Here is a 26,551-nt window from a genome sequence, read left to right as displayed (position 1 = left end):
GCGGAGCATCTGATAATAAAAGGACAGTGAAGATGATTTTGAACGGTAAACATTCCATCTTTAAAAAATCGTGTTTAGCAAGCATGGTGAGTTTGTTATGCATGCCTTCTACCTATGCTTTGCAGCAGTTATCGGATGAATCTTTAGCAGATACGACAGGGGAAGGGATTGCACTTACTCTAAATGATTTCAAAATGGTATTTCAGGCACCGAATGATGTATCGGCAGGCTCTAGTTATACCCGTGACATTGATAATCCTGGTCAAGCAGATACAGGTTTCATTCGCATTATTCCTACAGGGGAAAACTATACCCAGTTAGGACAACGTGCCTATGATCGTGTGTATGCGGATACATACAATAAAAGTGTATTACAGGGGAAAGCAGATCAAAATTATAGTATGCTGTATAAAAATACTTATGACACCACTTATAACTCACAATATTCTACATTATTAACTAGTTATAGCGCTAATATCGAGACTGATGCTGAAGCAAAAAGAGAAACCTTTTTGTTAGATACGCGTGAAGCATTGTTCAAGACTCCTATTATTCAACAATATTACACACAACGTCTTGCAGATTATAGGAATGGAACATGGGGATGGGATGGTATTTATAAAGATGGCCCAGGATTAGCAACAGATGGCACCACAAAACATTCTCTATCATCCGTAAGTCTTGATCCTACAGGTATTTTAGGTTATGAAAAAAAAGCCAAAGAGTATGCCCTTGGTAATACTTATGAAATGATTAATTTACTTTATGGTCCAGGTGCATTGACTGCTAATAGTGATCTTACCAATTCGACATTTTATAAAAGTCTAACTAACTTCGTCAGATCCGATCAAATTACTGTAACAGTTAATAGTCTGATTTCTAATGAAATTACTCGAGAGCGTCTTGCTGCAGAGTTACGTGCAAAATATAATGCCACTCAGCTCGCTGAAGATGCTGCAGACGCAGCAACGCAACAAATCTTGGCATTAATTATTGCGGCTGCTGAAGCCAGCGCATTACAGGCGGCAGCAAATTCCCCGGTCAAATCCTTAAAGACCAAGGCAGATGTTTTTATATACGGTCTGGCATTATCTAAAAGTGATGGCTCATTAAGCACACGTTATAGCAATGAAGGGTTTAACTGGGGTTCAGCTGAAAACCCTTGGTTATTCCGTGCAGGTACAGAGCGAGTTAAACAGTTTAAAAATGCAGATAAAAACATCGGTTATCTAGCACTAGAAGCACCATTGGCATTAATCCCTCAATATGCGACTGCAGATGACAACAATATAAAACTAGGTTTCTGGACGGATATCTTTTCTAGAAGTCTGGATTCAAGTAACCAGATTGATCCAGCAACAGGTGCGCCGACTTCAGGTTTAGAGTTAGATCAACGGCTACGTATGCAAGTGGTGGCCAATGGCTTAAGTCTAAATGGTTCGCAAGTCCGTTTATTCCAAACAGCTGAATCAAATGATGCAAACTATAATAAGACTTTAGGCTTAGCCGCATTATTACGTTTGAATACCAATGATAATCCAGCGACATTGAGTAAACTTGATTCAAATCTGGATGCACGTGGTATTCGTATTAGCTCAGCAGTTGAAAACGAAGATAATACGGTCGTTACACCTGCTATGGTGCGAGGTACACCAGCCCCAATTTTTGAAGAACAGGAAGGCTTGTATTTATATAGTCCTAATATCAATCTTGTCCTCGGTAATATGTATCAGCCTTTTATAGTGGGTTCAGAAGGTAATAATATTATTTTGGAGGTTACCCGTATTCCAGATATTCCAGAAATTTACAATAAAATCTACCAGAATTATAAGAGTAGTAATTTTAAACCGGGTGATACTGCCTATAACACACAATATGGTCTGACTGAATACTTAGGAACCAGCAGCCTAGAAGGGTCTACCTGTAATGTGTATACCTGTGGCACAGCAATTAAAGCCAATGATCGGGATACGGTCACAAAATATCAAGGGCGGAATGCAACTCACAGTAGTATTTCAATTGGTACTGTAGATCATCTGCCAGGCAACCTTTTAGATGCAAATAAAGGCGACAATGCGACGGGAATTATGTTCAAGAGCACCGCAGAAAATGGAACCGAGTTTAAAAACTTTGGTTCAGTGGCAATTGATGGGGTGCTGATCCAACATCTAAAAATTAAAACGACAGGACTATAAAGGGAGTTAGCCATGTTAAAGAAAATGACCTTAGCGACCTTGATGTGTGTATCGTTATCTAGCTATGCCAATTTAGTGAATTTAAATCAACAAGAAATGAAAGAGGTAGTTGGACAAGGGGGGGCAGACCTAAGTTGGACCTTTTCTTTAAATCATCGATATGCTACTAACCCAAATCTTAAAAATATTCATGGAATTGAAAACGGCATTGCAACTGTATATTACGATTTTGATGCAAATTCATGTGGTACAGATAATCTGTTCTGTCGTTTGGCTATTTCACCTAATAATCATGTGGATGAGGATGGCAATAAGAAATGGCTGGTTTTTAAAGATATTCAGGGTACCTTGCAAATTGACCGTTTTTCTATAGATGGGGCTACTATCATTAATTATCGGAATATTCCCCAAGCTGCGATGCAAGTCACTTTTTATGATGAAAGTCCGCTTAAAATACGTAATCTTGGGTTTAGTACCTTAGCGGTTGAAACAGGGACTACAGACGAGGCAGATAATAAAGAAGAAGGTTATTTAAATGTCGATAAATATGACACATACGTAGAAAAAATTACCGATATTAACGGAAACATTACAACTGCAGAAAAAGCAGTTCCTCAATTTGATCTTGGACAAGAAAAAGGTTTTATGGGGCTCAATGTGCATGGCAATATGCATATGTCTGGAAAATTGAAAATCTTTAGCTATAACTGCTCAGGTGGGGCACAAAGCCGTTGCTAAAATCTTAAGTGAAGGATAAGGATATCAATATGAAAACAAAAAAAATGCAATTAAAACTCCTCACTGTATGTGTATTTTTGGCACAACAAACCTATGCTTTAGAGGCTATCCAAGATCAGGACTTAGGACAAGTTACAGGTCAAGACGGGCTTAGCCTTACCCACGAAGTTTCAAAAGTGTACATTGAACAAGCCAACTGGCTTGATCCTACCGGTGATCAGAATGTACAAAGAGGTTTGGGGCTGCATCAAGTAAATGTATTAGGTGTTAATAACAATCCTATAGTGAGCCAATTACATCTTGATGTAGGTGCTACAGAGGTCGGCACAGGGATCAGGCTGGCATTTAGTGTTGATCCATTTAATGCAGAGGCAAACTTAAATATTGTTGAAAAAAACTGTAGTGAAGCAACGTGTCATGCTATCAATCGGAATGTGGCAAATGTAAGTAGCTTGGGTAAGTTGGGTATACAAACCAACTCTCCAATAAAAATGCTTTTAGAAACACAAGCAGGGCTATTTAACAGTAAAGAGCTCGCTTATCTAGATTTTCAATTGCAAAATGCGAATATAAGTCATGCCTTAGGGAATAATAAAACCCTATTAAAAGACTTTAATTTTAACTTCTCTGGTTTTGGATATATGTCTGTAAACCAGCATGAAGGTATTGTCCTAAGTACATACAATACTGCAGAAAAACCGAATATTAATAGTGAAACTAATATTGTGCATTTAGGACGTGTTGCTGATAACACTGATGTGGCAGCGGGACGTTCTGGCGCTACTAATCCTGGTATAAATCTGGATTTGCGTTATGTAACCCAACAAGATGCAACTTCTAAAGCAGTAGTCAAAAATATTATGCGTATGGGCGCATCAGGCGATATAACCAACGCAAAAATATTTATGAATGGTAATCAGTCTAATATTACTAAATTTGGAGTCAATACCAATGGTCAGACTTACAATGCTTTAACAGGTTATGAAAATATCACCAATACTGGTGGCTTGCATTTGGGTATATCCACTGATTTCACCAATGCGTCCAATAGCCAAAATACACCAACAACATTAGAAATAGGTCATACAGGGAAAGGAAGTTATGCAATTGAGTTTTCTAATTTAAGGGCACTTACAAAGCAGCAAAATGCTTATATTGATTTTGGTGATATTTATGTCAATACGATTTCAGGTAAAAGCTTAGATTTTCTGATAAATGAAAATTTAAAAAATACCTTAATGCAGAATGATCATATTCGTAAGCAAAATCTAAAGTCTACTGAAAATTATGCCTTTATAGCAGTACGTGGCATGGACTTTCAGTCAATCGCCAGTAAAGCGCGCTTTATTTCAGACAATTCGATTGCCGCTCTTACAGGCGATGGTGGTTCTTGGGGTATAGGTATTCCATTCTATAACCTGAATGCCAATGTAGCTTTGACCGGTACAACTTATAATGGTAAACAGGGGATAGCTTACAATGTTCTTGCATCAACCGAGGGTTATGGTATTGATGCTAAAACGGGTTTGCCAAGTACCACCTCTATTCTTTTAATTGATGGTCAAAATGGCGTACATGGCGAAGCTGTGAATTATTATGCTGGTTTACGTAACATTGATGCTCTGATTCAAGCTGAAGGTGTGATTAGCTATGAAGATAGTGGACTATATATTCGTGCAGATGATTTATTAATTGCAGCACAAGCGGAATTAGCCATTGGCCAATTGCCTGGTTCAAAATATAACTGTACTTCAGGATCTGCGCTATGTGGTGCTGTAGTTGCTAACGATAGCTTCTCAAAACCTGATGATGTTTTGACTACGATTGCTTTAAAACTAGATGGTTCAGGTGAACTACGCATTATTCGAGGAGTAGATCCGACTCCTGCTGATCCTGATAGTAACTTCCTTGGATTGAAAGGTAATTTCAAATTTAAAGATTTAACTGCTGCGCAACGTAATGATGAGAATTATGTAGGTAGTTATTTTAGTTTAATCAACAAAGATATTGGTGAAAATGGTCAGGTTGTACAAAGTTCAGCATTAACTTTGAACAGTCTGGAAGGAAATTTAGGTTTTAATACAAAAGTTAAATTAAGTACAGATACAGTGACCTTGGATAGTCAGATTGACTTGAATCATACTAAGGATCTGGCAACCCCATTTAGAACCAATTTCGCAATGACCACTAATAATACTATGCAGAATATGGCATCAATTGCGTTAACAGGTGGAACGATGCGTAGTACTTTAGGAATAACGCCACGTTAAAAGGGTCATCTTCTTACAGAAGTGTGCTGTGTCACATACTGGTAAGTAAGATAAATAATGAAATGTTAATGAATTATTGTTCTAAATTGAGTAACTGATACTTCATGGGATTATAAGATGAAAAAAATAATAATGAGCAGTCTTGCATTTGCAATACTAGCAACATCACAGCAAGGGATTGCTCTAACTGCTTTAGCGGATCAGGAACTGGCAGCAGTAGAAGGCCAAGCTCTTTTAAATATGCAGACTAATTATGATTCAGGGCAAGGTATCAAGTTTCATAAACTAGGCCTAGAAGCATTAATGGAACTTAATGTTAATATTAAAAGTCTCCAATTGGGCTGTGGTGGGATGAATGGTGCAAATGCCTGTGATATTGATATTTCCAATATATCATTAAGTGGTCCAGCAACAGGGCAAAAGACCGATGGCTCTCCAAGTTTTACGGGTGAACGTGCTGCAACCAGTGCTCAAATTACCAATCCATTTATTGAGTTTGCAATCAGTGGTAATCAGACAGCTACACGTGAAGTTGTGGGTTTTCGTCTAGGTGCAGAAGAAATTTTAGGCTTACTGACCTTGGGTACGGACAATATTCCAGATCCACAAGACGGAATTAAAAGCTTCAGTGGTTATATGAAAATGGCTCAAACAGAAGGTCACTCCTATACTAAGGCTGCAACCTTTGGTAATGCATCAGATCAGAAAATTAGTGGTACATTAACCGCTTTAGGACAAGACCGTACTTATACCAGTAAACCTGGTGCTGAAGGTCATACTGGAATTACTGTACCTTCGATGCGTGCAGATTTTGTGATGCCAGAAACAGTCGTAACCGGTAAACGTCTTAACTCAGCAGTCGTTTCTGGTATTCGTTCTACCTTAACATCTATTCCACTTGCTGCATCAGAGAGTGGTTCGTATGGGCCTGACGTAAATGGCACACCAGACTTTTCTAAAGACCAGCTATATGTCACGTTTCCTGCTCTAATTTCATTAGGGAGTATTGAGGTCGGAGATCACTCATTCTTTAAAATGGCAAAAGGATCAACCTTAGAAAACTTGAATATGGATATTACCTTTGTTCAAGCCTTAAATATGATTCATAACATTCCATTATCCGGTACAGGTGGATATCTGTCTTTGCAAAGCCGTGATGTGCAGTGGTTAGGCGCTGACGATAAAGATATAGCAAAAGCAGGGTGGTGGATGTCGTTTAAAGATCCAATTGACTTGGGATACTTAGAAACAAAAGATTTGGTAGATGTGTCTGCTGTATTGCCACAAGTTGCTAAAGCACTGACTACTGAGCTGATGGCAAGTTATCATAATGTAGATGTATCAGTGATTGAAGCGCTGGGTTCTTTAGCAGGCACCCCAATTGAACGAAAAATGAATATCAATGTTGGCGCCTATACAGGATATTATACTGGACAGCCTGCGCGATTAACCTTACAAAATCAGGTCTTGCAGAATCAGTCGGTTACATCTAACTGTTTCGGCGGGCACAAGTTCTGTTAATTTCAAACATAAAAAAATCCCGCACTTAGCGGGATTTTTTACTTCAAAGACAAATTATTTCGCAATTTTAGCCAATAACTCTTCTTTAGAAAGGTTGACTGATTCAGCATCACGGCGACCTTTGTATTCAAAAGTGCCTGCATCCAGACCTTTTTCACCAATCACGATACGGTGTGGAATACCAGTTAGCTCAAGGTCAGAGAATTTTACCCCTGGACGTTCATTACGATCATCCAGCAGTACGTCATAACCTGCAGCTTGAAGCTCTGCATAAAGCGCTTCAGCAGCTTCTAAAGTACGCGGTGATTTGTGCGCATTCATCGGCACAATGGCAACTTCAAATGGTGCAATTGCAGCTGGCCAGATGATGCCTTTCTCATCATAGTTTTGCTCAATTGCAGACGCAACCACACGAGTCACACCGATACCGTAACAACCCATCGTTACAGTAAATGGCTTACCATCTTCACCAAGGACTTTACAGCCTAACGCTTCTGAGTATTTTTTGCCTAACTGGAAGATATGACCGACTTCGATACCACGCTTGATTTGAAGGGTGCCTTTACCATCTGGAGATGGATCACCTTCAACTACATTACGCAGGTCATAAACTTCAGTAAATTGTGCATCACGATCCCAGTTTACACCAGTCGCATGCTTGTCAGCTTCGTTTGCACCCGCAACGAAGTCAGACAGTATAGAAGCAGCCCGGTCAGCAATTACTGTAATCCCTTTTTCTACCAGACCTTGTGGACCTACAAAACCTGCCGTTAAGCCAAGTTCAGCAAGTTGAGCTTCAGTTGCAAACGCTAAAGGAGCAGCAATTTGTGGATGCTTTTCAGCTTTAATTTCATTCAGTTCATGGTCACCACGAAGGAACAAAGCAACAACTGGAGCAGGCTGACCAGCTTCTTTTGCAACGCCTTGAACGAGGAGAGCTTTCACTGAATGTGCAGGATCAGTGCCCAAGAAGTGAGATACATCAGCAATGGTTTTTTGATTTGGCGTGTCAACAACTTTTAATTCTTGAGCGGGTGCAGCGCGTTCACCAACCAGAACTGCTTCAGCCATTTCGATGTTGGCTGCATAATCCGATTCAGTCGAGAATGCGATGTCATCTTCGCCGCTTGAAGCCAGGACGTGGAATTCGTGAGAACCTGAACCACCAATTGAACCAGTATCCGCCTGTACTGGACGGAAATTTAAACCTAAACGGGTAAAGATTTTGCAGTACGCATCATACATCTTGTCGTAAGTTTCTTGCAGTGATTCCTGGTCTGCGTGAAAAGAATATGCATCTTTCATGATGAATTCACGTGAACGCATTACACCAAAACGTGGACGAATTTCGTCCCGGAATTTAGTCTGTACTTGATAGAAATTGGCAGGCAATTGCTTATAGCTTTTTAACTCATTGCGCGCAAGATCAGTAATGACTTCTTCGTGTGTAGGACCAAGTACGAAATCATTGGTATGACGGTCTTTGAAACGAAGCAGTTCAGGACCATATTGAACATAACGGCCAGATTCTTCCCAAAGTGAAGCAGGCTGAGTTACCGGCATCAACACCTGTAATGAACCAGCACGATCCATCTCTTCGCGAACGATCGCTTCAACTTTATTTAATACGCGAACGCCCATCGGCAGCCAGGTATATAAACCTGAAGCCAACTTACGAATCATACCGGCACGAAGCATTAGCTGATGTGAAATAACTTCAGCATCGTTCGGGGTTTCTCTCAACGTTGCAAATAAAAAGCGACTCGCGCGCATGGAAACTGTCCTAAAAAAATTAAGCGTTAAAGCAGAGATTATACAATAAAAAATGAGGTGAACATTTCAGAATGTCACCCCACTGTTATGCAATAAATTATGACATGATTTTACGTGTATGACGCAGCATAAAATTTTTAAAGTCATCTAAATAAGTAAAGATGACTGGAACAACGACTAAGGTCAGTAGGGTAGAGGTGATCACCCCACCAATCACCGCATGTGCCATAGGTGCACTCTGTTCACCACCTTCACCGAGTCCAAGTGCCAAAGGAACCATACCCATGACCATAGCACTCGTTGTCATCAGGATTGGACGTAAACGGGTTTTACCGGAAGCGATAATGGCTTCATAGCGATCTTCACCACGGTCCATGGCTTTCTTGATGAAGTCAATCAGCAGGATAGCATTTTTGGTCACTAGACCCATTAACATAATGATCCCGATGATCGAGAACAGGTTCATGGTCGAGTTAAACAGGAACAGGGCTAGGAATACACCAATCAAGGACAAGGGCAACGAAGCCATGATCGCAGCTGGGTGAATAAAGCTGTTGAACTGTGAACCGAGTACAATATAAATGAACACGATCGATAGAGTTATCGCTGTCAGGGCATAACCTGCAGATTCAGCCATATCCGCATTCGAACCTTGGGTATCAAAACTATAGCCGGGTGGTAAGTCAAAATCAGCCTGTACCTTGCTAATGTCCGTACCGATATCACCTGCAGGACGACCAGCTGTATTGGCTTCTACCAGTACTTCACGCGCCAGATCACGGCGGTTAATCTGGGATGCTCCAAGTTTTTCCTCAAATTTTGTCACACTTGAGAGGGGAACCATGATTGGTTGACCATTCGCATCGGCCTTATTTGATGTGAGATACATATTTTGTAAGTCACTTGGTAGAGTACGTTTATCTTCAGTCAGGCGTAGATTCACGTCATAGGTTTCACCTTTCTCATCTTGCCAAGAGGTGACATCATCACCAGCAATTAATGGACGTATGACATTGGCAATCTGATTGACTGAAAGACCAAGATCACTTGCCAGTAATCGATTGACCTGTACACTCAGAGTAGGCTTGGGTTCTTTCAATGAACTCTCAAGGTCAACCACACCCTCTACTTTGCTAATCTCTGCCATAAAGCGGTCAGAAATTTTTTGTAATTCATCCAGATCTGGCCCTTTAATAGAGATCATGATGGGCTTTTGCCCACCAGAAACAGTTTCGTCTGCAGAGGCGACTGAAGTAATGGTAATCCCGCCTACAGATTGCAAGCGCTCACGGAATTCATTGTTAAGCTCGTTCAGGGTTTTTTCACGTTCAGTCCGTGGCGTCACGGTGACGCGCAGACTGACATGGTTTTTGCCCCGATCGGTAACTCCATTAATAACGCCATAAGTCGCACGTACATCCGGATGTTTACGGATGATCTGATCAACCTGCTGGAGTTTGGCCTGAGAATACTCCAAAGATGAATCAACCGGAGTTTCAAATTTAATCCGGATTTCACCTTTGTCTGGTACAGGTACAAATTCGGTACCAATCAATTTGGAAAGTCCGAGAGCACCGAATAGAGAAGCAACCGCAATCAGAATCGTGATCAATCTAAAACGCAGTGCCAGTTTGAGTAATTTCTCGTAGACATCGCTTAAGCCATCGAGCTTATTGGAAATCCAGGTAAAAAAGCGTTTTACCGCGTTGGGTTTTTTATTTGGGTCCTTTTTACGCTCTGCCCAATGCGCAGACAGCATTGGATCCAGGGTAAAGCTGACAAACATGGAAATCAGCACAGCGGTACTTACCGCAACGCCAAACTGGAAGAAGAAACGACCAATAATACCGCCCATAAAAGCAACGGGTAAAAATACCGCAACAATGGTCAGAGTTGTGGCGAGAACAGCCAGACCAATTTCTTTGGTGCCATCCAGAGCGGCAGTGACATGGTCTTTGCCCATATCACTGTGACGTACAATATTTTCCCGGACCACAATGGCATCATCAATCAACAGACCAATACTGAGCGAAAGTGCCAGCAGCGTCATCATATTGATGGTGAAACCAAAGGCCCAGATAAAGGTTAAGGTACCAAGCAGGGCAATCGGTAGAGTGAGGCCTGTAATGACTGTAGAGCGAAAAGAACCTAAAAATAGCAACACGATCAATACTGCAAGCACAGCCCCTTCAATGATGGTTCGTGCCACATCGCCAATCGTTCCACGAATGCTTTTGGAGGAATCAACCACTACTTGCAAGGTCGTACCTTGCGGGAGCTGGGCTTTAATGCTTTCTAAAGTTTTATAAGTTTCATCGACAACTTCAATGACATTAGAGTCAGAACTGCGCAGAATATCGATAGCCACTGCTGCCTTGCCATCCAGGAAAGCACCTGTTTCCAGTTCGGCCTGACTATCCTCAATCTTGGCAACCTGTTTCAGGAAAATAGGCGCACCATTTTTATTGGCAATGACCAGATCCCCAAAGGCTTGTGGATGCAGCACTTTAGAATTGATTTCAATCACCAGCTCAGAATTGCCAGATTTCAGCGTACCACCAGGAACTTCAATATTTTCAGATTTCAGTGTGTTAATGACACTGTCTACACCAATCCTAAAAGCTTGTAATTTTTGTGGTTCAACCTGAATACGGATCTGACGCTGGGCATCACCGAGCAGGTTGACTGTACCCACACCGGGAACAGTACGTAGCTGCGGCACAATACGTTGATCAAGATAAGAACTTAATGATTTGAGATCCATTTTGTCGGATTCAAATACAATCGACATGACTGCATTGGCAGATGGGTCATAACGCTCAACCACGGGTTCCTGAATTTCATCACGAAAATCAGCAGTAACAGACGCAATTTTATCTCGCACATCCTGTGCAGCAGTGGTTGATGGTACATCCAGGTTAAATTCTGCCGTAATCATCGACAGGCCTTCACTGGATTGTGAAATCACCTGTTTAAGGCCAGAAATGGTATTGATCTGGTCTTCCAGTTTTTTGGTGATCTCAGATTCAACCGTTTCAGGAGAAGCACCCGGATAGTTGGTATAGACCACCACGAAAGGAAAATCCACATCTGGAAACTCTTCCACACCCATACGTTGCCAAGAAGCGAGGCCCAGTACCATCAGACAGAACATCATCATGATGGTAAATACAGGAAACTTCACACTAATACGCGTCAACCACATCTTGATAATCCTTTTATGATTTTAGTTCTGGCCAAGGGTGACGGTTTTATTAATATCGGCATTCGTGAAGCTGATTCGACTGATCCGATCACTACTTTCAAGTCCGCGAACGACGGCAAGATTATCGTTATAACGCTGTTCTAGTACATCCACATTTACTTTGATGATCTTATTCTGGCGAACAGCCCAGACATAAGGCTTATTCTGAATATCCCGAATAGTATCCAGAGGTATCAGTTGTCTGGAAATCTGACGAGCACTGAGAATCTCGCCATCCACAAAGGAGCCGATACTTAAAGAAGTAATGGTTTCATTTGGACGAGCAAAGAATTCAATCTGACGACTGGCCTGATCTGCAATAGGAGAGATCCGACTGATACTGGCAGTAAGCAGGTTTGGATTGCCCTGAATACGGTATTCAATTTTACTGCCAGTTTTCAGGTCAGCCTGCATGTCGCTCGGCACTTTAGCCTGAATTTCCAGTTGATCTGGATCGACAATTTCAAAAATGGTTTGACCGGGAGCGACAGTCTGACCTGGCTCAACCTGACGTTGGGTAATTACCCCACTAATCGGGCTGCTAATGATGCCATCCCGATCTGCCTTTTGTGCAATATCGACATTGGCCTGTTGTGCACGAACATTTTCTAATTGTGTTTGATAGTCGACACGGCTTTGTTCATATTCAGCTTTGGAAATAAAACCTTGATTGAGTAGGCGCTGCTTACGTTCCATCATGAGGCGTGCCTGATTCGCCTGTGCTTGAGCCGATGCACGATTGGCCTGGGCCTGTGCAAGACGCGCAGTATTGTCTTGATTATTCAGGCGAACCAGCACCTGACCTTTCTGAACGCGTTGCCCGACTTGAGCATTGACACTGGTCGCTGTAGCGGTCACCTGAGCCTGAATGCTACTTTGATTTACCGCACGGATAGTCCCGGTAAATGCTGTTTTTTGCACAGCATTGCCTGTCTTTACCTCAATCAGGTCTTGAGCAATCAGTTCTACAGTGTTTTGATTTTTTGATGGCGTTGAATCAGCTGTTTCTTGTTTATTACATGCAGTTAAGAGCAGACTCATACAGAGTAGACTCATGACAAAAGTAGAGCGACTGGTATTATTTTTCGAAAAATAAGTATGCTGTGCAGGGTGCATAGGAGTCCTTTTTATAGCGCTGACCACAGAAGCAGCATCAGGAATAAAAGATTATTCAAGCGCTTTTAAACGCTGGATAATTCTGTCGTATTCTGCTTCCTGATTTCGATAGCGGCTTTGTAAAGATTGAATATTTTCTTTTTGTGCAGTCAGGTTTTTTTCATTGGTAACTAAGGTTTTTTTAAGGTGCTCAGGTACATTTTTACCTTTACGCAGAAATTCACGTTCCTGACGTACAAACATAATCCGATCTTTTTGTAGCTGCTTAAGTTGCTCTTGTTGGAAAGCCATTTGCTTTTTCAACTGAGAGAGTACTTCATTCTTTTTTTGTAATGCAATCTGACTATTATTATAGGCACGTTTTAACTTCTGGTCTTCTGCCTGTTGTCTGGCAAGTGCTGCGCGTTGAGGTGCCTGACGAATATCTGCTTCAACATTATAAGGTTTGGCACGCTGAATCACCTGCATATTCTGATCTAGTGCTTCATAGCCATAACGAATATGGTTAGGGGTCACATTGCTGCTAATATTTGCTACCCCCTTATGATCATAATAACGATACCATTTTGCCTTTTGAGGCACGTTATTTGTTGCGGATGCATGGCTAATAGTCAACATAGTTTGCAGCATAAGTACCATTAAAACAGCAGTCTGCCTGATTATGGATTTTCTTTGACCTATATAAGCAGGTTTTTCCCCAAACTGGCGCATTATCGGCTCCGCGAAAAAAGTTTACTAATAAAGTTCTTTTAAAGTTGACTAAATTACTTAATTAGAAGTAATAATATTGGTATATTATTCCTAATTCCGACAATAAAAAGCTATTACCACTCAAAAAAAAATCATTGAAACAGGGAAAGTGTGAAGTCGTTATTGAAATTATAATTTTTTGACTACTTGTGTAGAAAATGCTCGTTGATAATCTCTGGACAGGTATGTTAAAAATAATCGACACTTATATAAAATTCCGCTATAAGCCTGTGGACGCTTATGGTCTCTGAATGGGAAGGGGTAAGAAATGGACGATAAATTCCAAAATCTAAAAGTGATGGTCATTGATGATTCAAAAACCATTCGTCGTACAGCAGAAACTCTTCTTCAGCGTGAAGGTTGTGAAGTCATTACCGCAGTAGACGGTTTTGAAGCATTGTCAAAAATTGCAGAAGCAAATCCCGACATCGTTTTTGTAGATATCATGATGCCTCGCCTTGATGGGTATCAGACTTGTGCCTTAATTAAAAACTCGCAAAGTTATCAGAACATTCCTGTTATTATGCTATCGAGTAAAGATGGTTTGTTCGATCAGGCCAAAGGCCGTGTGGTAGGTTCAGATGAATATCTCACCAAGCCATTTAGCAAAGATGAGTTGCTTACCGCAATCCGCAACCATATCAGTGCTTAATTTATTTGATTTTTTCTTGGGGAAATTGGCATGCCACGTATTCTAATCGTAGATGATTCACCGACCGAAACTTTTCGTTTCCGCGAAATTCTATCCAAGCACGGCTTTGACGTGATTGAAGCAGCAAATGGGGCTGATGGGGTGACCATGGCGCAGGCAGAATTGCCTGATCTGGTGTTAATGGATGTCGTCATGCCAGGGGTAAACGGTTTTCAGGCGACACGTCAGATCGCTCGTGGGGCAACAACCAAACATATTCCAATTGTCATTGTAAGTACCAAGGATCAGGCAACTGACCGTGTATGGGGTAAGCGTCAGGGTGCAGCAGATTATCTGACCAAACCTGTAGATGAAAATCAGTTAATTGATGTGATTAAGCAACACCTCAATGCAGGATAAGCGCTATGGCAGCGAATGGATTTATCGAACTGCTTCGGATTGCGAAACGGGGTAACAAAAACTACGTTTCCAATGACAACGAAGTCAACCGATGGTCAGGCATTGCTTTTGAAATGATGGGGCAATATTTTGTTGCTCCGCTCGGGGAAGTATCGGAAGTTATCTATCCGCCAAAATATACACCTGTTCCCAATACTCAGCCGTGGGTAGTGGGACTGGCAAATATTCGGGGCCGACTGCTTTCAGTCTCAGATCTGGCTCAATACATGTCTGGACATAGAAGCCAGTATTCACCTACTCAAAAAGTATTATGCATTAACCATAATGATCAGTATGTCGGCCTGGTTGTAGATCAGGTTTTGGGGATTCAACACTTTAATAAGAAAAGTTTCTTTTCTAAAACAACTGAATTAGACAAAAATTTACAGGAATATTGTCAGGGGTATTTCCACCAGCATAATCAGAAGTGGCATGTCTTTTTATTCAGTCGTTTGTTGCAAAATCCAAAATACATGAATGCATCTATAAAATTTATAAATTAATTGTCGCACGAAAGTAAAAGGGCGTAAATTCGGGGAGAAGCTTTATGGGCTTTAAGCTTAAGAAGAAAAATACAGGCGAGAGTAGCAGCCGCAGCGGCGGTAATGCTTTTTTAGCCAAGATTCAATCACAAGCAGATCAGCTATCACGTGTATTTGGTGATAGTGAAAAGTCTAAGCCACTCATTTACGGAGCAATTGGCTGTCTTGTTGCTGCAACTATCACACTGTTATACCTTTTCTATAGCGTTCCTCGTGCCAACGAACTTACACAAAGTTTGGGTGAATTGCGTCTACTTTCACAAACCATTTCGCGTCAAGCAACTGAAGCGACTGCTTCCGGCACGCCTGAGGCAATGAAGAAACTGACCGAATCACAGCAGTCATTTGCTGAAAATCTGGAAACGGTAAAAAGTATCCATTCGAATAATGAAGCCCTGCAAGCGGTAGACAAGCAATGGACTGAAGTATCTTCAAGTATTGACCTGATTTCTTCACAACAAAAAATCATTAACCAACTTTACGATACTAACATCGCGATTGGTGAAGCAATTCCAGGAATTCAGGCAGAATATAACCTGATGGTCGATCAGATGGCACGTCAGGACATGCCGTCGAACCAGGTGGTTATTGCCAAAAACCAGGTATTCATTGCAGAACGTATCTTGCGTTCGATCAGCTTGGTGTTAACCGGTACAGATGGTTCACGTGAGTCTGCAGATGACTTCAGTTCGGATACTGAAACATTCGGTGCTTACTTAAATGCACAGTTAGATGGTTCAGCACAACTGGGTGTACAACGTATCGATGATCCGAACTTACGTGAGTCATTAGAAGGTATTAAAGCTGAATATGATGATGTATTACAGTCAGCTGCATCTACAATTTTGAAAAACTCAGCGCAGATTGTAAAAGTACGTCAGGCATCTGCATCTATTTTTTCTCAATCTGACCAACTATTAGATAACCTGAACAAACTGTCAGGTGGTTCAACTTTAAAAACAGTTATTCCGGCAATATTGTTACTTACCTTCCTGGCTGGCTTCATTGTTTGCGTATTCCGTTTGCTTTCATTACGTGGTGCATCGGATAAACAGCGTGTAACTCGCCTACAAGAAGAATATGACCGTAACCAGAATGCGATTCTTCGTTTACTTGACGAAATTGCTGACCTTGCAGATGGTGACTTACGTTCATATGCAACGGTATCTGAAGACTTTACCGGTGCGATTGCTGACTCGATTAACTTTGCGATCGATCAATTACGTGATCTGGTATCGCGTATTACTGAAACATCTCAGGAAGTTGCACAATATACTGCAACTACTCAGAGCATTACCAACCAGTTAGCCGAAGCATCTGAACACCAGGCACAAGAGATTGCCGGTGCATCTGCAGCGATTAACGAAATGGCACTGTCGATTGACCAGGTATCTGCCAACGCCGAAGAGTCTGCTGTCGTTGCGGAACGTTCAGTACAAATTGCAGCAAATGGTGCAGACGTTGTACATCGTTCTATTGAGGGTATGGATACGATTCGTGAACAGATCCAGGAAACCTCTAAACGTATTAAACGTTTGGGTGAGTCTTCTCAAGAGATTGGTAACATCGTCGCACTGATTAACGATATTGCCGACCAGACGAACATCCTGGCACTGAACGCTGCGATTCAGGCATCTATGGCGGGTGAAGCAGGCCGTGGTTTCGCCGTAGTTGCCGATGAAGTACAGCGTCTGGCAGAACGTTCTGCATCTGCGACCAAGCAGATTGAAGGCCTGGTAAAAACCATTCAGACCGATACCAACGAAGCTGTAATTTCGATGGAACAGACTACTGCCGAAGTTGTGCGTGGTGCGAACCTGTCTAAAGATGCCGGTGTGGCACTAGACGAGATTCAAACCGTATCGAATAACCTTGCAAAACTGATTGCGAACATTTCCGATGCAGCAAAACTTCAGGCTGCATCTGCGGGTCATATTGCAACGACGATGAACGTTGTACAGGAAATTACTTCACAAACAACGACTGCAACCTTCGATACGGCACGTTCGGTATCTGAACTTGCCAACATGGCCGATGCATTACGTGAATCTGTATCTGACTTTAAACTTCCAGAATAAGTCAGACAAATTTGGGGGAAGGAGCGTGTCTTAATTCCGGTTAGGACACCTCCACATACAGATCAAGCCTCGACAAGATGTACTTAACTTCAAACGTTAGGTCTCGCGTGACGGTCACAATCAAGTTTGAGCGCCCTTCTTGGCGGCAGAACGTAAGAAGCCTTAGCTATGAAAGAAATATTAAAAGATCTAGTTGAAACAACAGCGCTTCCTGAAGATAGTTATCTTGATCAAGATGCTGAAATTTTAGAGATATTTGTCGAAGAGATTGAAGAAATCTTTGTCGAGTTAAATGCTTTATTGCCACAGTGGTTTGCCACACCAGATCATCAAGAAACATTAACCACCATTCGCCGCCATTTCCATACGCTGAAAGGTTCGGGTCGTATGGTCGGTGCGAAGCAGGCGGGTGAAATTGCCTGGGCAGTTGAAGATACTTTGAACCGCGTACTTTCCGGTTCAATCAAATTAACGCCAGTCATTCAGAAGTTCGCGCAAGCAACTTTAAATATCTATCAATATGTATTGTATCCATGCTTTAAGCAGGTACAGCCATTAACCGTGGATTTACGTCCAGTCGTACTTTTAGGACAACAATTACAACAGCAATTGAGTCCAGAACCGGCACTTGAAGAATTATTGCTACTTGCGGACAATCTGACTGCTGAAGGTCAGCTAACAGGTCTTGAACTTGCGGATACTGCAGAAGCAGATTCATCAGGAGTAGAGATTGCTGAAACTGCTACCGCAGGACGAGTAGAAGTTGCTGAAGAACGTACTGACCTTGAAGAAACGGTGGCGATCTTTGTTGAAGAAGCCGAGGAACATCTTGCGACAATCCATGATTTCCTGAAACACGAAAATAGTGCCAAGCAAGACTATAATGGTTTGATTCGTGCATTGCATACCCTGCGTGGCAGCTCTTCTATGGCACAAATTGATGATATCTGTGAGGCCAGCGTTAAAGTAGAGAATTTATTTAAAACGCTGGTTCAGGATGAAATTGCTTCAACTTCCAAAGAAACAGCACTATTACAGCAATATTCAGAATTTATCGGTGATTATTTACATCTATTGAAACAAGGTAATACTGAAAAGCTGGCAGGGATTTCTGCTACTTTTGAGGATGCCTGGGATACCTATGGCTTTACTGTGACTGAACAGCAGGATGCTGATCAATCTCAAGGTATGGTTACACGTCTGGTTGAACTGAATATTGATCAGTTACTGGATGCCGAATTTGAGTTTGATAAGCGGGTACTTGAAGAATATCCAGATTATATTGAAGCTTTGAGCCAGCAAGCCGCAGAGCTGATGGTACATACGGATAACCGTGCATCGATCGGTATTCATGAATTCGCATCCCAGTTAAAAGCAGCTTATGATGCTTTGCTGGCGAGACCGGTCTTGCTTGAAAGTGATTATGCCTTCGAACTGTTTGCACAGGCACACCAGGAATTTATTCACCTGTTCGATACGCTCGCGGCAGGACAGCGGGTGATTTTGAATGCCGAAGTTGAAAAACTTCTGGCGGATCTGTCTGCCTTTGTACAGCAAGACATCGAAGTATTCGCTACAGACAAAGTTGTTGAAACTGCGGTATCTGCCCCAGTAGAGTCAAATATATCCACAGCAGTTGATTTTACTGGGCTCAGCCAGCGTATTGCAGCGGATCGTCAGCAGCAGGACGCTGAAGATGCCAACCGTGATTTCGATGAAGACTTGCTGGATATCTTCCTGGAAGAAGCAGATGAGTTGCTGGCAGGTATTGATGAAGACCTGAATACCTGGTCCAAAGAACCTGAAAATACTCATTCATTGAACAATCTGATGCGTTATTTGCATACCCTGAAGGGGGGTGCAAACATGATTGCTGCCACGCATATCGGTTCGATTGCACATGAGCTGGAAAGTATTTATGAGCGCGTGATCCGTCAGCAGATTACCGTAACACCTGCATTGATCCAGATTATCCGACTGGTACAGGATAACGTGTCAGACCGTATCCAGAGTATTCGTGATGACAAGATCGATTATCCGGCACCTGAAGCTATTCATATGCTGCAAAATATCCAGGCACTTGTGGCTGGAACAGCTACTGCAACTCCGGTGGCTGCTGTTGAGACGGTAGAAGCAGAGACTTCTGTAGAACTAGAAGTTATTGACGATGCATCGGAATCTGCTGAGATCGTTGTGGAATCACAAGCGCTTGAGCGAGTAGACAGCTTTGAAACTGAATCTGTTCCTGCATCAGATGAGCAAATTCAGGAACATCAGTCAGGCGAAACACTTACGGCTGAGTCAGCTGAATCTATGCTTGCTGATGAAGATGATCTGCAATCGATTGTTGAAGAAACCTTCCTGGAAGAATCGCAAGAGATTCTGGAAAATGCAGAAAAATTACTGAACCAATGGTTCGATCAGCGAAGTGACCGTAGCTTATTGCTGCAACTTCAGCGTGCTGCCCACAGTATCAAGGGTGGCGCCCGCATGATCAGCAATGAAAGCATCGCAAGTATTGCTTATGGTCTGGAAAGTGCATTTGAACAGTTTGCTGTTCATCATTTTAACTCCAATGCCTATGACAGTCTGCTACAAAAGACCCTGAAATGGCTGGGTCAAGCCATTTTTGATCATGATTACAATGGTTTTGAGCAAATCAAAGCAGCGCTGGATGCGATTGAGTTTGTAGATGTCACTGCACAGCTACCTGAACGTCTGACCAAAACTGAAAATCTGGAAGTTACAACTGGTTTCGAGTTTGTCCAGGGTGATGGTACTGAACCACCAAATATGATGGGTGAGTGGAATGAGAACACCTCAAGCGATAGCAATAACGAGATGATCCGTATTTCAGCCGAATTGGTCGAGAAGATGATTGACCTGTCAGGCGAAAATGCAATTAACCGTTCGCGTATCGAGATGGATCTGGGACAGCTCGGCAATACCTTAAATGAGATGGAACTGGCGATCAAACGTCTGGCTGATCAGCTGCGCCGTATGGAAGGCGAGCTGGAATCTCAGATTATTGCCAAACATGGCTCAGAAAACTCACGCTATGCTGACTTCGATCCGTTGGAGATGGACCAATATTCATCTCTGAACCAGTTATCTAAATCTCTTGCTGAATCTGCATCGGACTTGGTCGACTTTAAGACCACGTTGGCAGAAAAAATCCGTGATACCGAAGGTCTGCTATTGCAACAATCGCGTATCCAGGCTGAGATTCAGGAAAGTCTGATGCGTACCCGTCTGGTACCATTTGACCGTATGTTGCCACGTTTACAACGTATTGTGCGTCAAACTTCGACCACACTGAACCGTCCGGCAGAGCTGATTGTTCAGAATACCGAAGGTGAACTCGACCGTACCATTCTGGAACGTCTGGTAAACCCATTCGAGCACATGCTACGTAACGCGATTGACCATGGTCTGGAAGATACTGCAGAACGGCTTGCGCTGAATAAGCCAGAAGTCGGTTCAATTGTCTTGAACATTAGCCGTCAGGGTACCGATGTCATTATCTCCTTTAGTGATGATGGTAAGGGGATTGATGCGGAGAGTATTCGAGCTAAAGCCATCAGCCTGGGCTTGATCAAAGCGGAACAGCAGGTGGATCAGGAAGAATTGCTGCAATTCATCTTCCATCCAGGTTTCAGTACGGCTAAAGCAGTCACCCAGATTTCTGGTCGAGGTGTTGGTCTGGACGTGGTACAAAGCGAAATCAAAACGCTGGGCGGTCACGTTTCGGTAAATTCTGAACTGGGCAAAGGCACGACCTTTACGATTCGCGTACCGACCACTGTGGCAGTCAGTGATGCCTTAATGGTGAAAGCGGGTGACCAGCAATTTGCTATTTCCCTGGCACAGATTGATCGTATTGTCCGTATTGCACCAGCAACACTGGAAACTTACTTCAACAGTAAGGATGATTACTTCAAGATTGATGGTGTGAACTACAAGCTGCGCTATCTGTCTGAGTTTGTCTCTAATCAGCCAATTCCACGTTTGAATAATGTCGCACATTCATTACCAGTACTCCTCATCAAGGGTAATGGTGGTCAAAGTATCGCTTTGCTGGTGGATCAATTAGTTGGCTCACGTGCACAGATCGTAGTGAAACCGATTGGACAGCAGTTTGCCAGTGTGGGTGTGATTGCAGGGGCAACCATTCTTGGTGATGGTCAGGTCTGTCTGATTCTGGATGGTCAGAATATTGCTCGTCAGGTTCAGGCGACTCAGCGTATCAAACAGTTATCTGATCAGCAGGATCTGTCACGTCGTGGTAATGCACGTCGTCTGGTCATGATTGTCGATGACTCGGTAACTGTACGTAAGGTAACGTCACGTCTGTTAGAGCGTCAGGGTTATGATATTGTCACTGCCAAAGATGGTGTCGACGCGATTGAACAGCTGGAAAATGTCCGTCCAGACCTGATGTTGCTGGATATTGAAATGCCACGTATGGATGGTTTCGAAGTAACTAACCTGGTTCGCCATCATGATATTCACCGCAACTTGCCAATTATCATGATCACCTCACGTACTGGGGAGAAGCATCGTGAGCGTGCCTTCAGTCTGGGTGTAACACACTATATGGGTAAACCGTTCCAGGAAGCGGAGCTGCTTGCCAATGTTCAAGAATTAATTGCTGCTCAACAGGGGTAATGAATGAATAGTCAGACTAATGTGAACGCAGTGTCGGCCGATAAAATCAGCCAACAGGAGCTACAGCATCTCATTACCGTATCTACGGGATTTATTGATGCGTATATCATCGACTGTCATGGCAAGGATCCGATGTTGCTGCCGCAGAACATTGTTCTGTCAGCGCTGGATAGTGCTACACAGGTAAAAACTGTAGAGTGGCATGATGCACAACTTCCGGTTTATGCAGTGAATGATCCAGACCGTAAGAATGGTGTAGCATTAGTTATTGAAGGGGATGAAGCGAATCAGCGTTTTGCTCTGATGTGCAATGAAATGCCCAAGACCATCCGTTTACGTATTTCGGAAATTGTCGATGATGAACGCGAAGTGACAGATCCGACGATTTTCCAGTATGTACGTATGGGCGAGGAGATGTACCATATTCCGCAGATGGCACATATTCAGTCCCTAGTCGGCCATTAAGCTATATAGATCTAAGAATATAAAAAAGGAACTCAACGGAGTTCCTTTTTTATTTGGAGCTTTTCAATTTGGCTTAGTTTGCCAACAGATTGATCAGGATTTTTTCGTAAATTTCAGCCAGTGGTTCTAGATCTGCAATATCGACATGCTCATTGATCTGGTGGATGGTGGCATTTAATACGCCTAGCTCAAGGACTTGAGCACCGGTAGGGGCAATGAAACGGCCATCTGAAGTACCTCCAGAAGTTGACAGTTCGGTTTCAGTACCAGTGACATCACGAATCGCATCTTTTGCAGCATTCACCAGTTCACCGACTGGTGTCAGGAATGGCAGGCCAGATAAAGTCCACTGAATGTCATATTCCACACCATGACGATCCAGAACTTCTAAAGTGCGTGCTTTTAATTCGTCAGCAGTCACTTCAGTTGAATAACGCCAGTTGCACAGCAAATTCATTGTGCCTGGAACAACGTTGGTTGCACCTGTGCCAGCATTGATATTGGAAATCTGGAAAGAGGTTGCCGGGAAGTATTCATTGCCATTATCCCAAACAGTTTCACAGAGTTCAGCGATGGCTTTAGATGCAGTATGAATTGGATTCACAGCAAGATGCGGATAGGCCACATGACCTTGTTTACCTTTGACAGTCAGGTTGGCATTCAATGAGCCACGACGGCCGTTTTTAACAATATCACCAAGTTTATTGGTACTAGATGGTTCACCTACCAGACACCAGGTAATTTTCTCATTACGCGCTTCTAAGGCCTGAATGACTTTTACTGTACCATTGATTGATGGACCTTCTTCATCAGAAGTGATCAGGTAAGCAATTGAACCTTTATGATCTGGATATTTCTCTACAAAGCGCTCAGTAGCAACGACCATGGCTGCCAATGCAGTTTTCATATCTGCACTGCCGCGACCATAAAGTTTACCATCACGGATTTCTGGCAGGAACGGGTCAGAGTTCCAGGCATCCAGATTGCCGGTTGGCACTACATCTGTATGACCTGCAAAACAGAACACCGGGCCTTCCGTCCCTTTGCGCGCCCAAATATTATCGACATCTTCAAAACGCATGTTTTCGATGTTGAAGCCTACCTTTTTCAGGCGTTCTGCCATGATGTTCTGGCAATCATGATCGACTGGAGTAACGGAAGGCTGACGTAACAGTTGCAGGCTTAAATCGAGAGTTGCGGAAGATGTCATATGAGATTCATTCATAAATCAAGAATATTGTGTGCACTATGATAGGCGAAGAAATAGTAATTTGGGAATCTCAGGCATAAAAAAACCCTGGCAATGACAGGGTTTTTTTATTGGCGCAGTCGAATTAATTGCGACGGATTTCTTCAGAAGTTTTTTCTGCTGTACCTGTTACTGCATCACCAGCTTTAGATACATCTTTACCGAAACCCTTAAAGGTGTTACAGCCTGTTAATACAAATGCCATTACTAAAGTCGTAGCTAAAATTTTTTTCATCATCATCTCCGTATTATCAATAATAAAATTATTATGATGTGGAACTTAGATTAGAAAATATACGAAAGAAAAAATATATGGTTTTCATAGTGCTTGAGTAAATTAATGTAATATTTATCAAATTTTCCAGTAATCAGTTAGAGCAAGGTAGGAATCCGAAACATATAAAATTCTTCGCTCAGTGCCGATTTATATAAACCATTGGTCCACCACTGTGGATAGTCACTGCTCATATGCAGGTTCGGATAGATCCATTCATGCCGTTGCAGGCGATAAAAGTATTTCTCCTGGGTGGGAATCTGATAGCCCCAGCGACCCAAACGCCGTCCGGTATTGACCCAGTCTGGAATAGGCGCGATATGGTGAATCGGTAAATACAGTTGACCTTTCAATACACAGAAACGCTGATCAATTGGATAATCCAGCGCATCCTGAAACTGGAACTGCTTTTGGGTGAAATGCTTCAGCTTGCGATTCAATGTATCGCTTCGGTTTAATCCATACCAATGCGGCAAGCTAAAGTCTGCTTCAGCCAGATAATATTTTAAAGCAATTTCCCAGTGTTCGATTTTTCCGGTGAGTTTATTGAACAACAGAAAATCAAGTTCACCTAAGGTTTTGGGTCCATCAATCTTCTGAATACTATGTCCAAGCAGGGTATAGGGATGATAACCCTTATCCAGCAGCCAAAACCAGATCAGCATTTCGAAACGCAGTCCAAGACGGGTACTTTTGAGTTGTGCAACAAAGTTTTCCAAAGCCTGTGGATTTTGATCCAGTTCTAAAAGTCGTGGATGATAATTTTCCAGATATTGTTGCCACATTTGATCTGAATGCAAGTCAAAGGCATGCTCTAGTTCAAGTTTGTCAGGCACCTGAGAAAGGATATTTGGACTGCCAACAGCGAATGCCAGCTGACGTACCAGTGGATGCTGATACTGTTGCCACGGTTCAATAAAGTCCTGAGTCAGGCAGGGTACAGGCATGAAGAGTCCTAGCTAAATATGCAGAAATACAACGGATAAGAATCAAAAACACCTTATACTACCCCAATTCCATGGTTAGGGTTGCTGTATGAAAGTGTTGTTTTGGCGAAGTCTGGTGGTCATTTTTGTGACATTAGGCTTTATAGGTGCGGTTTTGCCTGGCATGCCAACAACGGTTTTCTTGATTCTGGCCACATGGGCTGCCTCTAAAGGCTGGCCGCAGATGGATGAGTGGCTGCTGAATCACCCTAAATATGGACAGACTTTACGCGACTGGCGTGCCAATCGGACCGTGCCGCGTAAAGCCAAATGGTTTGCCAGTATCATGATGCTGGTTAGCGGGATTATCATGTTATTTACCAATGCACCGCTGGCTGTCAAAATCTTTACTGATCTGACCATGCTAATCGTGGCAATCTGGTTATGGTGCCGCCCGGAACCCAAGCCAATCTTTGAAAAGCATATACCGTCTGAAAGGGAATAAATGTATGCAGCAATGGACTATAGAACAAGCCGATATTCAGATTGATCTGGCTGCACAAAAACTGTATCTACCTCGTTTTGCCAAGAGTTATTCAATTTCAAGTGGTAAAAATGGTATCGGAGAAATAGAAAATAGTGGTAAAACGCCTCGAGGCTGGCATAAAGTTGCGCAAAAAATCGGGACTGATACACCATTGAATAGTGTATTCATTGCCCGTCAGGCTACAGGAGAGATTTATTCTGAATCACTGGCAGCAGAATTTCCCAATCGGGACTGGATTCTGACCCGGATTTTATGGCTGAGTGGTTTGGAAGACGGTTTTAACTATGGTGAAGGTTGTGATACTTACCGCCGTTATATCTACATTCATGGCACGCCAGATACAGAACCGATGGGGATACCAATGTCACATGGCTGTATCCGTATGCGTAATACCGACCTGATCGAGCTGTTTGATCTGGTTAATGAGCAGGCTCTGGTTTATATCTCAGAACATTCTTTAGAAAAATAGTCTCTTACCAATGTTTTCATGGCTCCTATTTTAAATCTCTACAGAGAGTGAGATAGGGTAGAGAGCGTAAAAGGATTTTATCTCACTATTCACCTTTAAATATGAGTAACCAGGCAGCTTTAGAGCATAATGAAAAGCATGGTTTGCCTTTGAAATAAGCTGAATTTCCTCCTGAATCGAAAAATATGGCATAAATCCCGACTTATTTTTGATTAAAAATAATTGCAGATACGTTTTTACATGATCACAACGTGTCCTTAGATAAAGCTTTGTATACTATTTCAGTGAAATAGCGGCTTTTGGACCGTATGGTGTATATAAGGAACGATCCAGCAAGCAATGAATACCGCCTTATCTGAGTTCGAGATTCAATAAATTTCGGTATAGACTTAAAAAATAAACAAAAAGTGTTGTTTTTTTTGGCGATCAACCTATTTTTTAATCACTCGAACCTAAAAAGTGGAAAACATTCGGAAAAGCGTTTGACACGCTGTGAAGATTCTCTATAATGCACCTCATCAAGCGATGAAGTCGATTTGAAAGGGCGCTTAGCTCAGTTGGTAGAGCGTCTGCCTTACAAGCAGAATGTCGGCGGTTCGATCCCGTCAGCGCCCACCAAGCTTCTTTCAAAGTTGA

19 protein-coding genes and 1 tRNA gene are annotated in these 26,551 nt (G+C 42.4%); 13 read left to right on the top strand and 7 right to left on the bottom strand.

The window, feature by feature from the left end; genetic code table 11:
• Positions 1-32: 32 nt before the first annotated feature.
• The 4 genes from F899_RS12130 to F899_RS12115 all read left to right on the top strand — a co-directional run bounded on the left by F899_RS12130 (position 33) and on the right by F899_RS12115 (position 6,724).
• A complete protein-coding gene (locus F899_RS12130; protein WP_005223037.1) occupies positions 33-2,195 on the top strand; it encodes a hypothetical protein in 2,163 nt (720 codons plus the stop codon).
• Between the two features lie 12 nt (positions 2,196-2,207).
• Positions 2,208-2,933, top strand: a complete 726-nt coding sequence (locus F899_RS12125; protein ID WP_005223035.1) for a hypothetical protein — start codon at positions 2,208-2,210, stop codon at positions 2,931-2,933.
• Positions 2,934-2,962: 29 nt separating this feature from the next.
• Positions 2,963-5,203, top strand: a complete 2,241-nt coding sequence (locus tag F899_RS12120; protein WP_005223033.1) for a DUF6160 family protein — start codon at positions 2,963-2,965, stop codon at positions 5,201-5,203.
• A 117-nt stretch (positions 5,204-5,320) separates the two neighbouring features.
• The gene (locus F899_RS12115; protein ID WP_005223032.1) at positions 5,321-6,724 is read left to right on the top strand and encodes a hypothetical protein; all 1,404 of its coding nucleotides are present in this window, start codon (positions 5,321-5,323) and stop codon (positions 6,722-6,724) included.
• A 54-nt stretch (positions 6,725-6,778) separates the two neighbouring features.
• Here F899_RS12115 and F899_RS12110 read toward each other — a convergent pair whose 3' ends face one another.
• From F899_RS12110 to F899_RS12095, 4 genes are all read right to left on the bottom strand, one after another.
• The gene (locus F899_RS12110) at positions 6,779-8,497 is read right to left on the bottom strand and encodes a proline--tRNA ligase (protein WP_005223031.1); all 1,719 of its coding nucleotides are present in this window, start codon (positions 8,495-8,497) and stop codon (positions 6,779-6,781) included.
• A 97-nt stretch (positions 8,498-8,594) separates the two neighbouring features.
• Positions 8,595-11,702 carry an efflux RND transporter permease subunit gene (locus tag F899_RS12105; protein ID WP_005223030.1) on the bottom strand — a complete coding sequence of 1,036 codons (3,108 nt, stop codon included), beginning with the start codon at positions 11,700-11,702 and terminating at the stop codon, positions 8,595-8,597.
• Between the two features lie 21 nt (positions 11,703-11,723).
• Complete coding sequence (locus F899_RS12100; RefSeq protein ID WP_005223029.1) at positions 11,724-12,857, bottom strand: efflux RND transporter periplasmic adaptor subunit; 1,134 nt, start codon at positions 12,855-12,857, stop codon at positions 11,724-11,726.
• 51 nt (positions 12,858-12,908) lie between these two features.
• Positions 12,909-13,568: a hypothetical protein gene (locus tag F899_RS12095; RefSeq protein ID WP_005223022.1), complete on the bottom strand. Its 660-nt coding sequence runs from the start codon at positions 13,566-13,568 to the stop codon at positions 12,909-12,911.
• 307 nt (positions 13,569-13,875) lie between these two features.
• Between F899_RS12095 and pilG the strand changes: the two genes are divergently transcribed.
• From pilG to F899_RS12065, 6 genes are all read left to right on the top strand, one after another.
• Complete coding sequence (gene pilG, locus F899_RS12090; protein WP_004814763.1) at positions 13,876-14,259, top strand: twitching motility response regulator PilG; 384 nt, start codon at positions 13,876-13,878, stop codon at positions 14,257-14,259.
• 30 nt (positions 14,260-14,289) lie between these two features.
• Complete coding sequence (locus F899_RS12085; protein ID WP_004814764.1) at positions 14,290-14,658, top strand: response regulator; 369 nt, start codon at positions 14,290-14,292, stop codon at positions 14,656-14,658.
• Between the two features lie 5 nt (positions 14,659-14,663).
• Positions 14,664-15,200: a chemotaxis protein CheW gene (locus F899_RS12080; RefSeq protein ID WP_005223019.1), complete on the top strand. Its 537-nt coding sequence runs from the start codon at positions 14,664-14,666 to the stop codon at positions 15,198-15,200.
• 44 nt (positions 15,201-15,244) lie between these two features.
• Complete coding sequence (locus F899_RS12075; RefSeq protein ID WP_004814766.1) at positions 15,245-17,317, top strand: methyl-accepting chemotaxis protein; 2,073 nt, start codon at positions 15,245-15,247, stop codon at positions 17,315-17,317.
• 168 nt (positions 17,318-17,485) lie between these two features.
• Positions 17,486-21,985 (top strand): hybrid sensor histidine kinase/response regulator, encoded by a 4,500-nt coding sequence (locus tag F899_RS12070; protein ID WP_005223017.1) that lies wholly within the window; start codon positions 17,486-17,488, stop codon positions 21,983-21,985.
• Between the two features lie 3 nt (positions 21,986-21,988).
• Positions 21,989-22,450, top strand: coding sequence for a hypothetical protein (locus tag F899_RS12065; protein ID WP_004891786.1), 462 nt, complete (start codon positions 21,989-21,991; stop codon positions 22,448-22,450).
• A 73-nt stretch (positions 22,451-22,523) separates the two neighbouring features.
• On the opposite strand, the gene dapE is transcribed toward F899_RS12065, so the two are convergent.
• The 3 genes from dapE to F899_RS12050 form a co-directional block, all read right to left on the bottom strand.
• A complete protein-coding gene (gene dapE / locus F899_RS12060; RefSeq protein ID WP_008307515.1) occupies positions 22,524-23,660 on the bottom strand; it encodes a succinyl-diaminopimelate desuccinylase in 1,137 nt (378 codons plus the stop codon).
• 124 nt (positions 23,661-23,784) lie between these two features.
• The gene (locus tag F899_RS12055; protein ID WP_004891790.1) at positions 23,785-23,934 is read right to left on the bottom strand and encodes an entericidin A/B family lipoprotein; all 150 of its coding nucleotides are present in this window, start codon (positions 23,932-23,934) and stop codon (positions 23,785-23,787) included.
• 137 nt (positions 23,935-24,071) lie between these two features.
• Positions 24,072-24,920 (bottom strand): DUF1853 family protein, encoded by an 849-nt coding sequence (locus F899_RS12050; protein ID WP_005223015.1) that lies wholly within the window; start codon positions 24,918-24,920, stop codon positions 24,072-24,074.
• 88 nt (positions 24,921-25,008) lie between these two features.
• Here F899_RS12050 and F899_RS12045 point away from each other — a divergent pair, with 88 nt between their 5' ends.
• From F899_RS12045 to F899_RS12035, 3 genes are all read left to right on the top strand, one after another.
• Positions 25,009-25,404: a YbaN family protein gene (locus tag F899_RS12045; RefSeq protein ID WP_004814776.1), complete on the top strand. Its 396-nt coding sequence runs from the start codon at positions 25,009-25,011 to the stop codon at positions 25,402-25,404.
• Positions 25,405-25,408: 4 nt separating this feature from the next.
• Positions 25,409-25,915, top strand: a complete 507-nt coding sequence (gene elsL / locus F899_RS12040) for a cell wall-recycling L,D-carboxypeptidase ElsL (protein ID WP_005223013.1) — start codon at positions 25,409-25,411, stop codon at positions 25,913-25,915.
• A gap of 542 nt (positions 25,916-26,457) precedes the next feature.
• A tRNA-Val gene (locus F899_RS12035) sits at positions 26,458-26,533 on the top strand.
• The last annotated feature ends 18 nt before the right edge of the window (positions 26,534-26,551 follow it).

The organism is Acinetobacter sp. CIP 101934 (assembly GCF_000369585.1).
Taxonomy (GTDB): domain Bacteria; phylum Pseudomonadota; class Gammaproteobacteria; order Pseudomonadales; family Moraxellaceae; genus Acinetobacter; species Acinetobacter schindleri.
The sequence above is the reverse complement of the archived record's forward strand: the minus strand, read 5'-3'. Positions and strand labels throughout refer to the sequence as shown.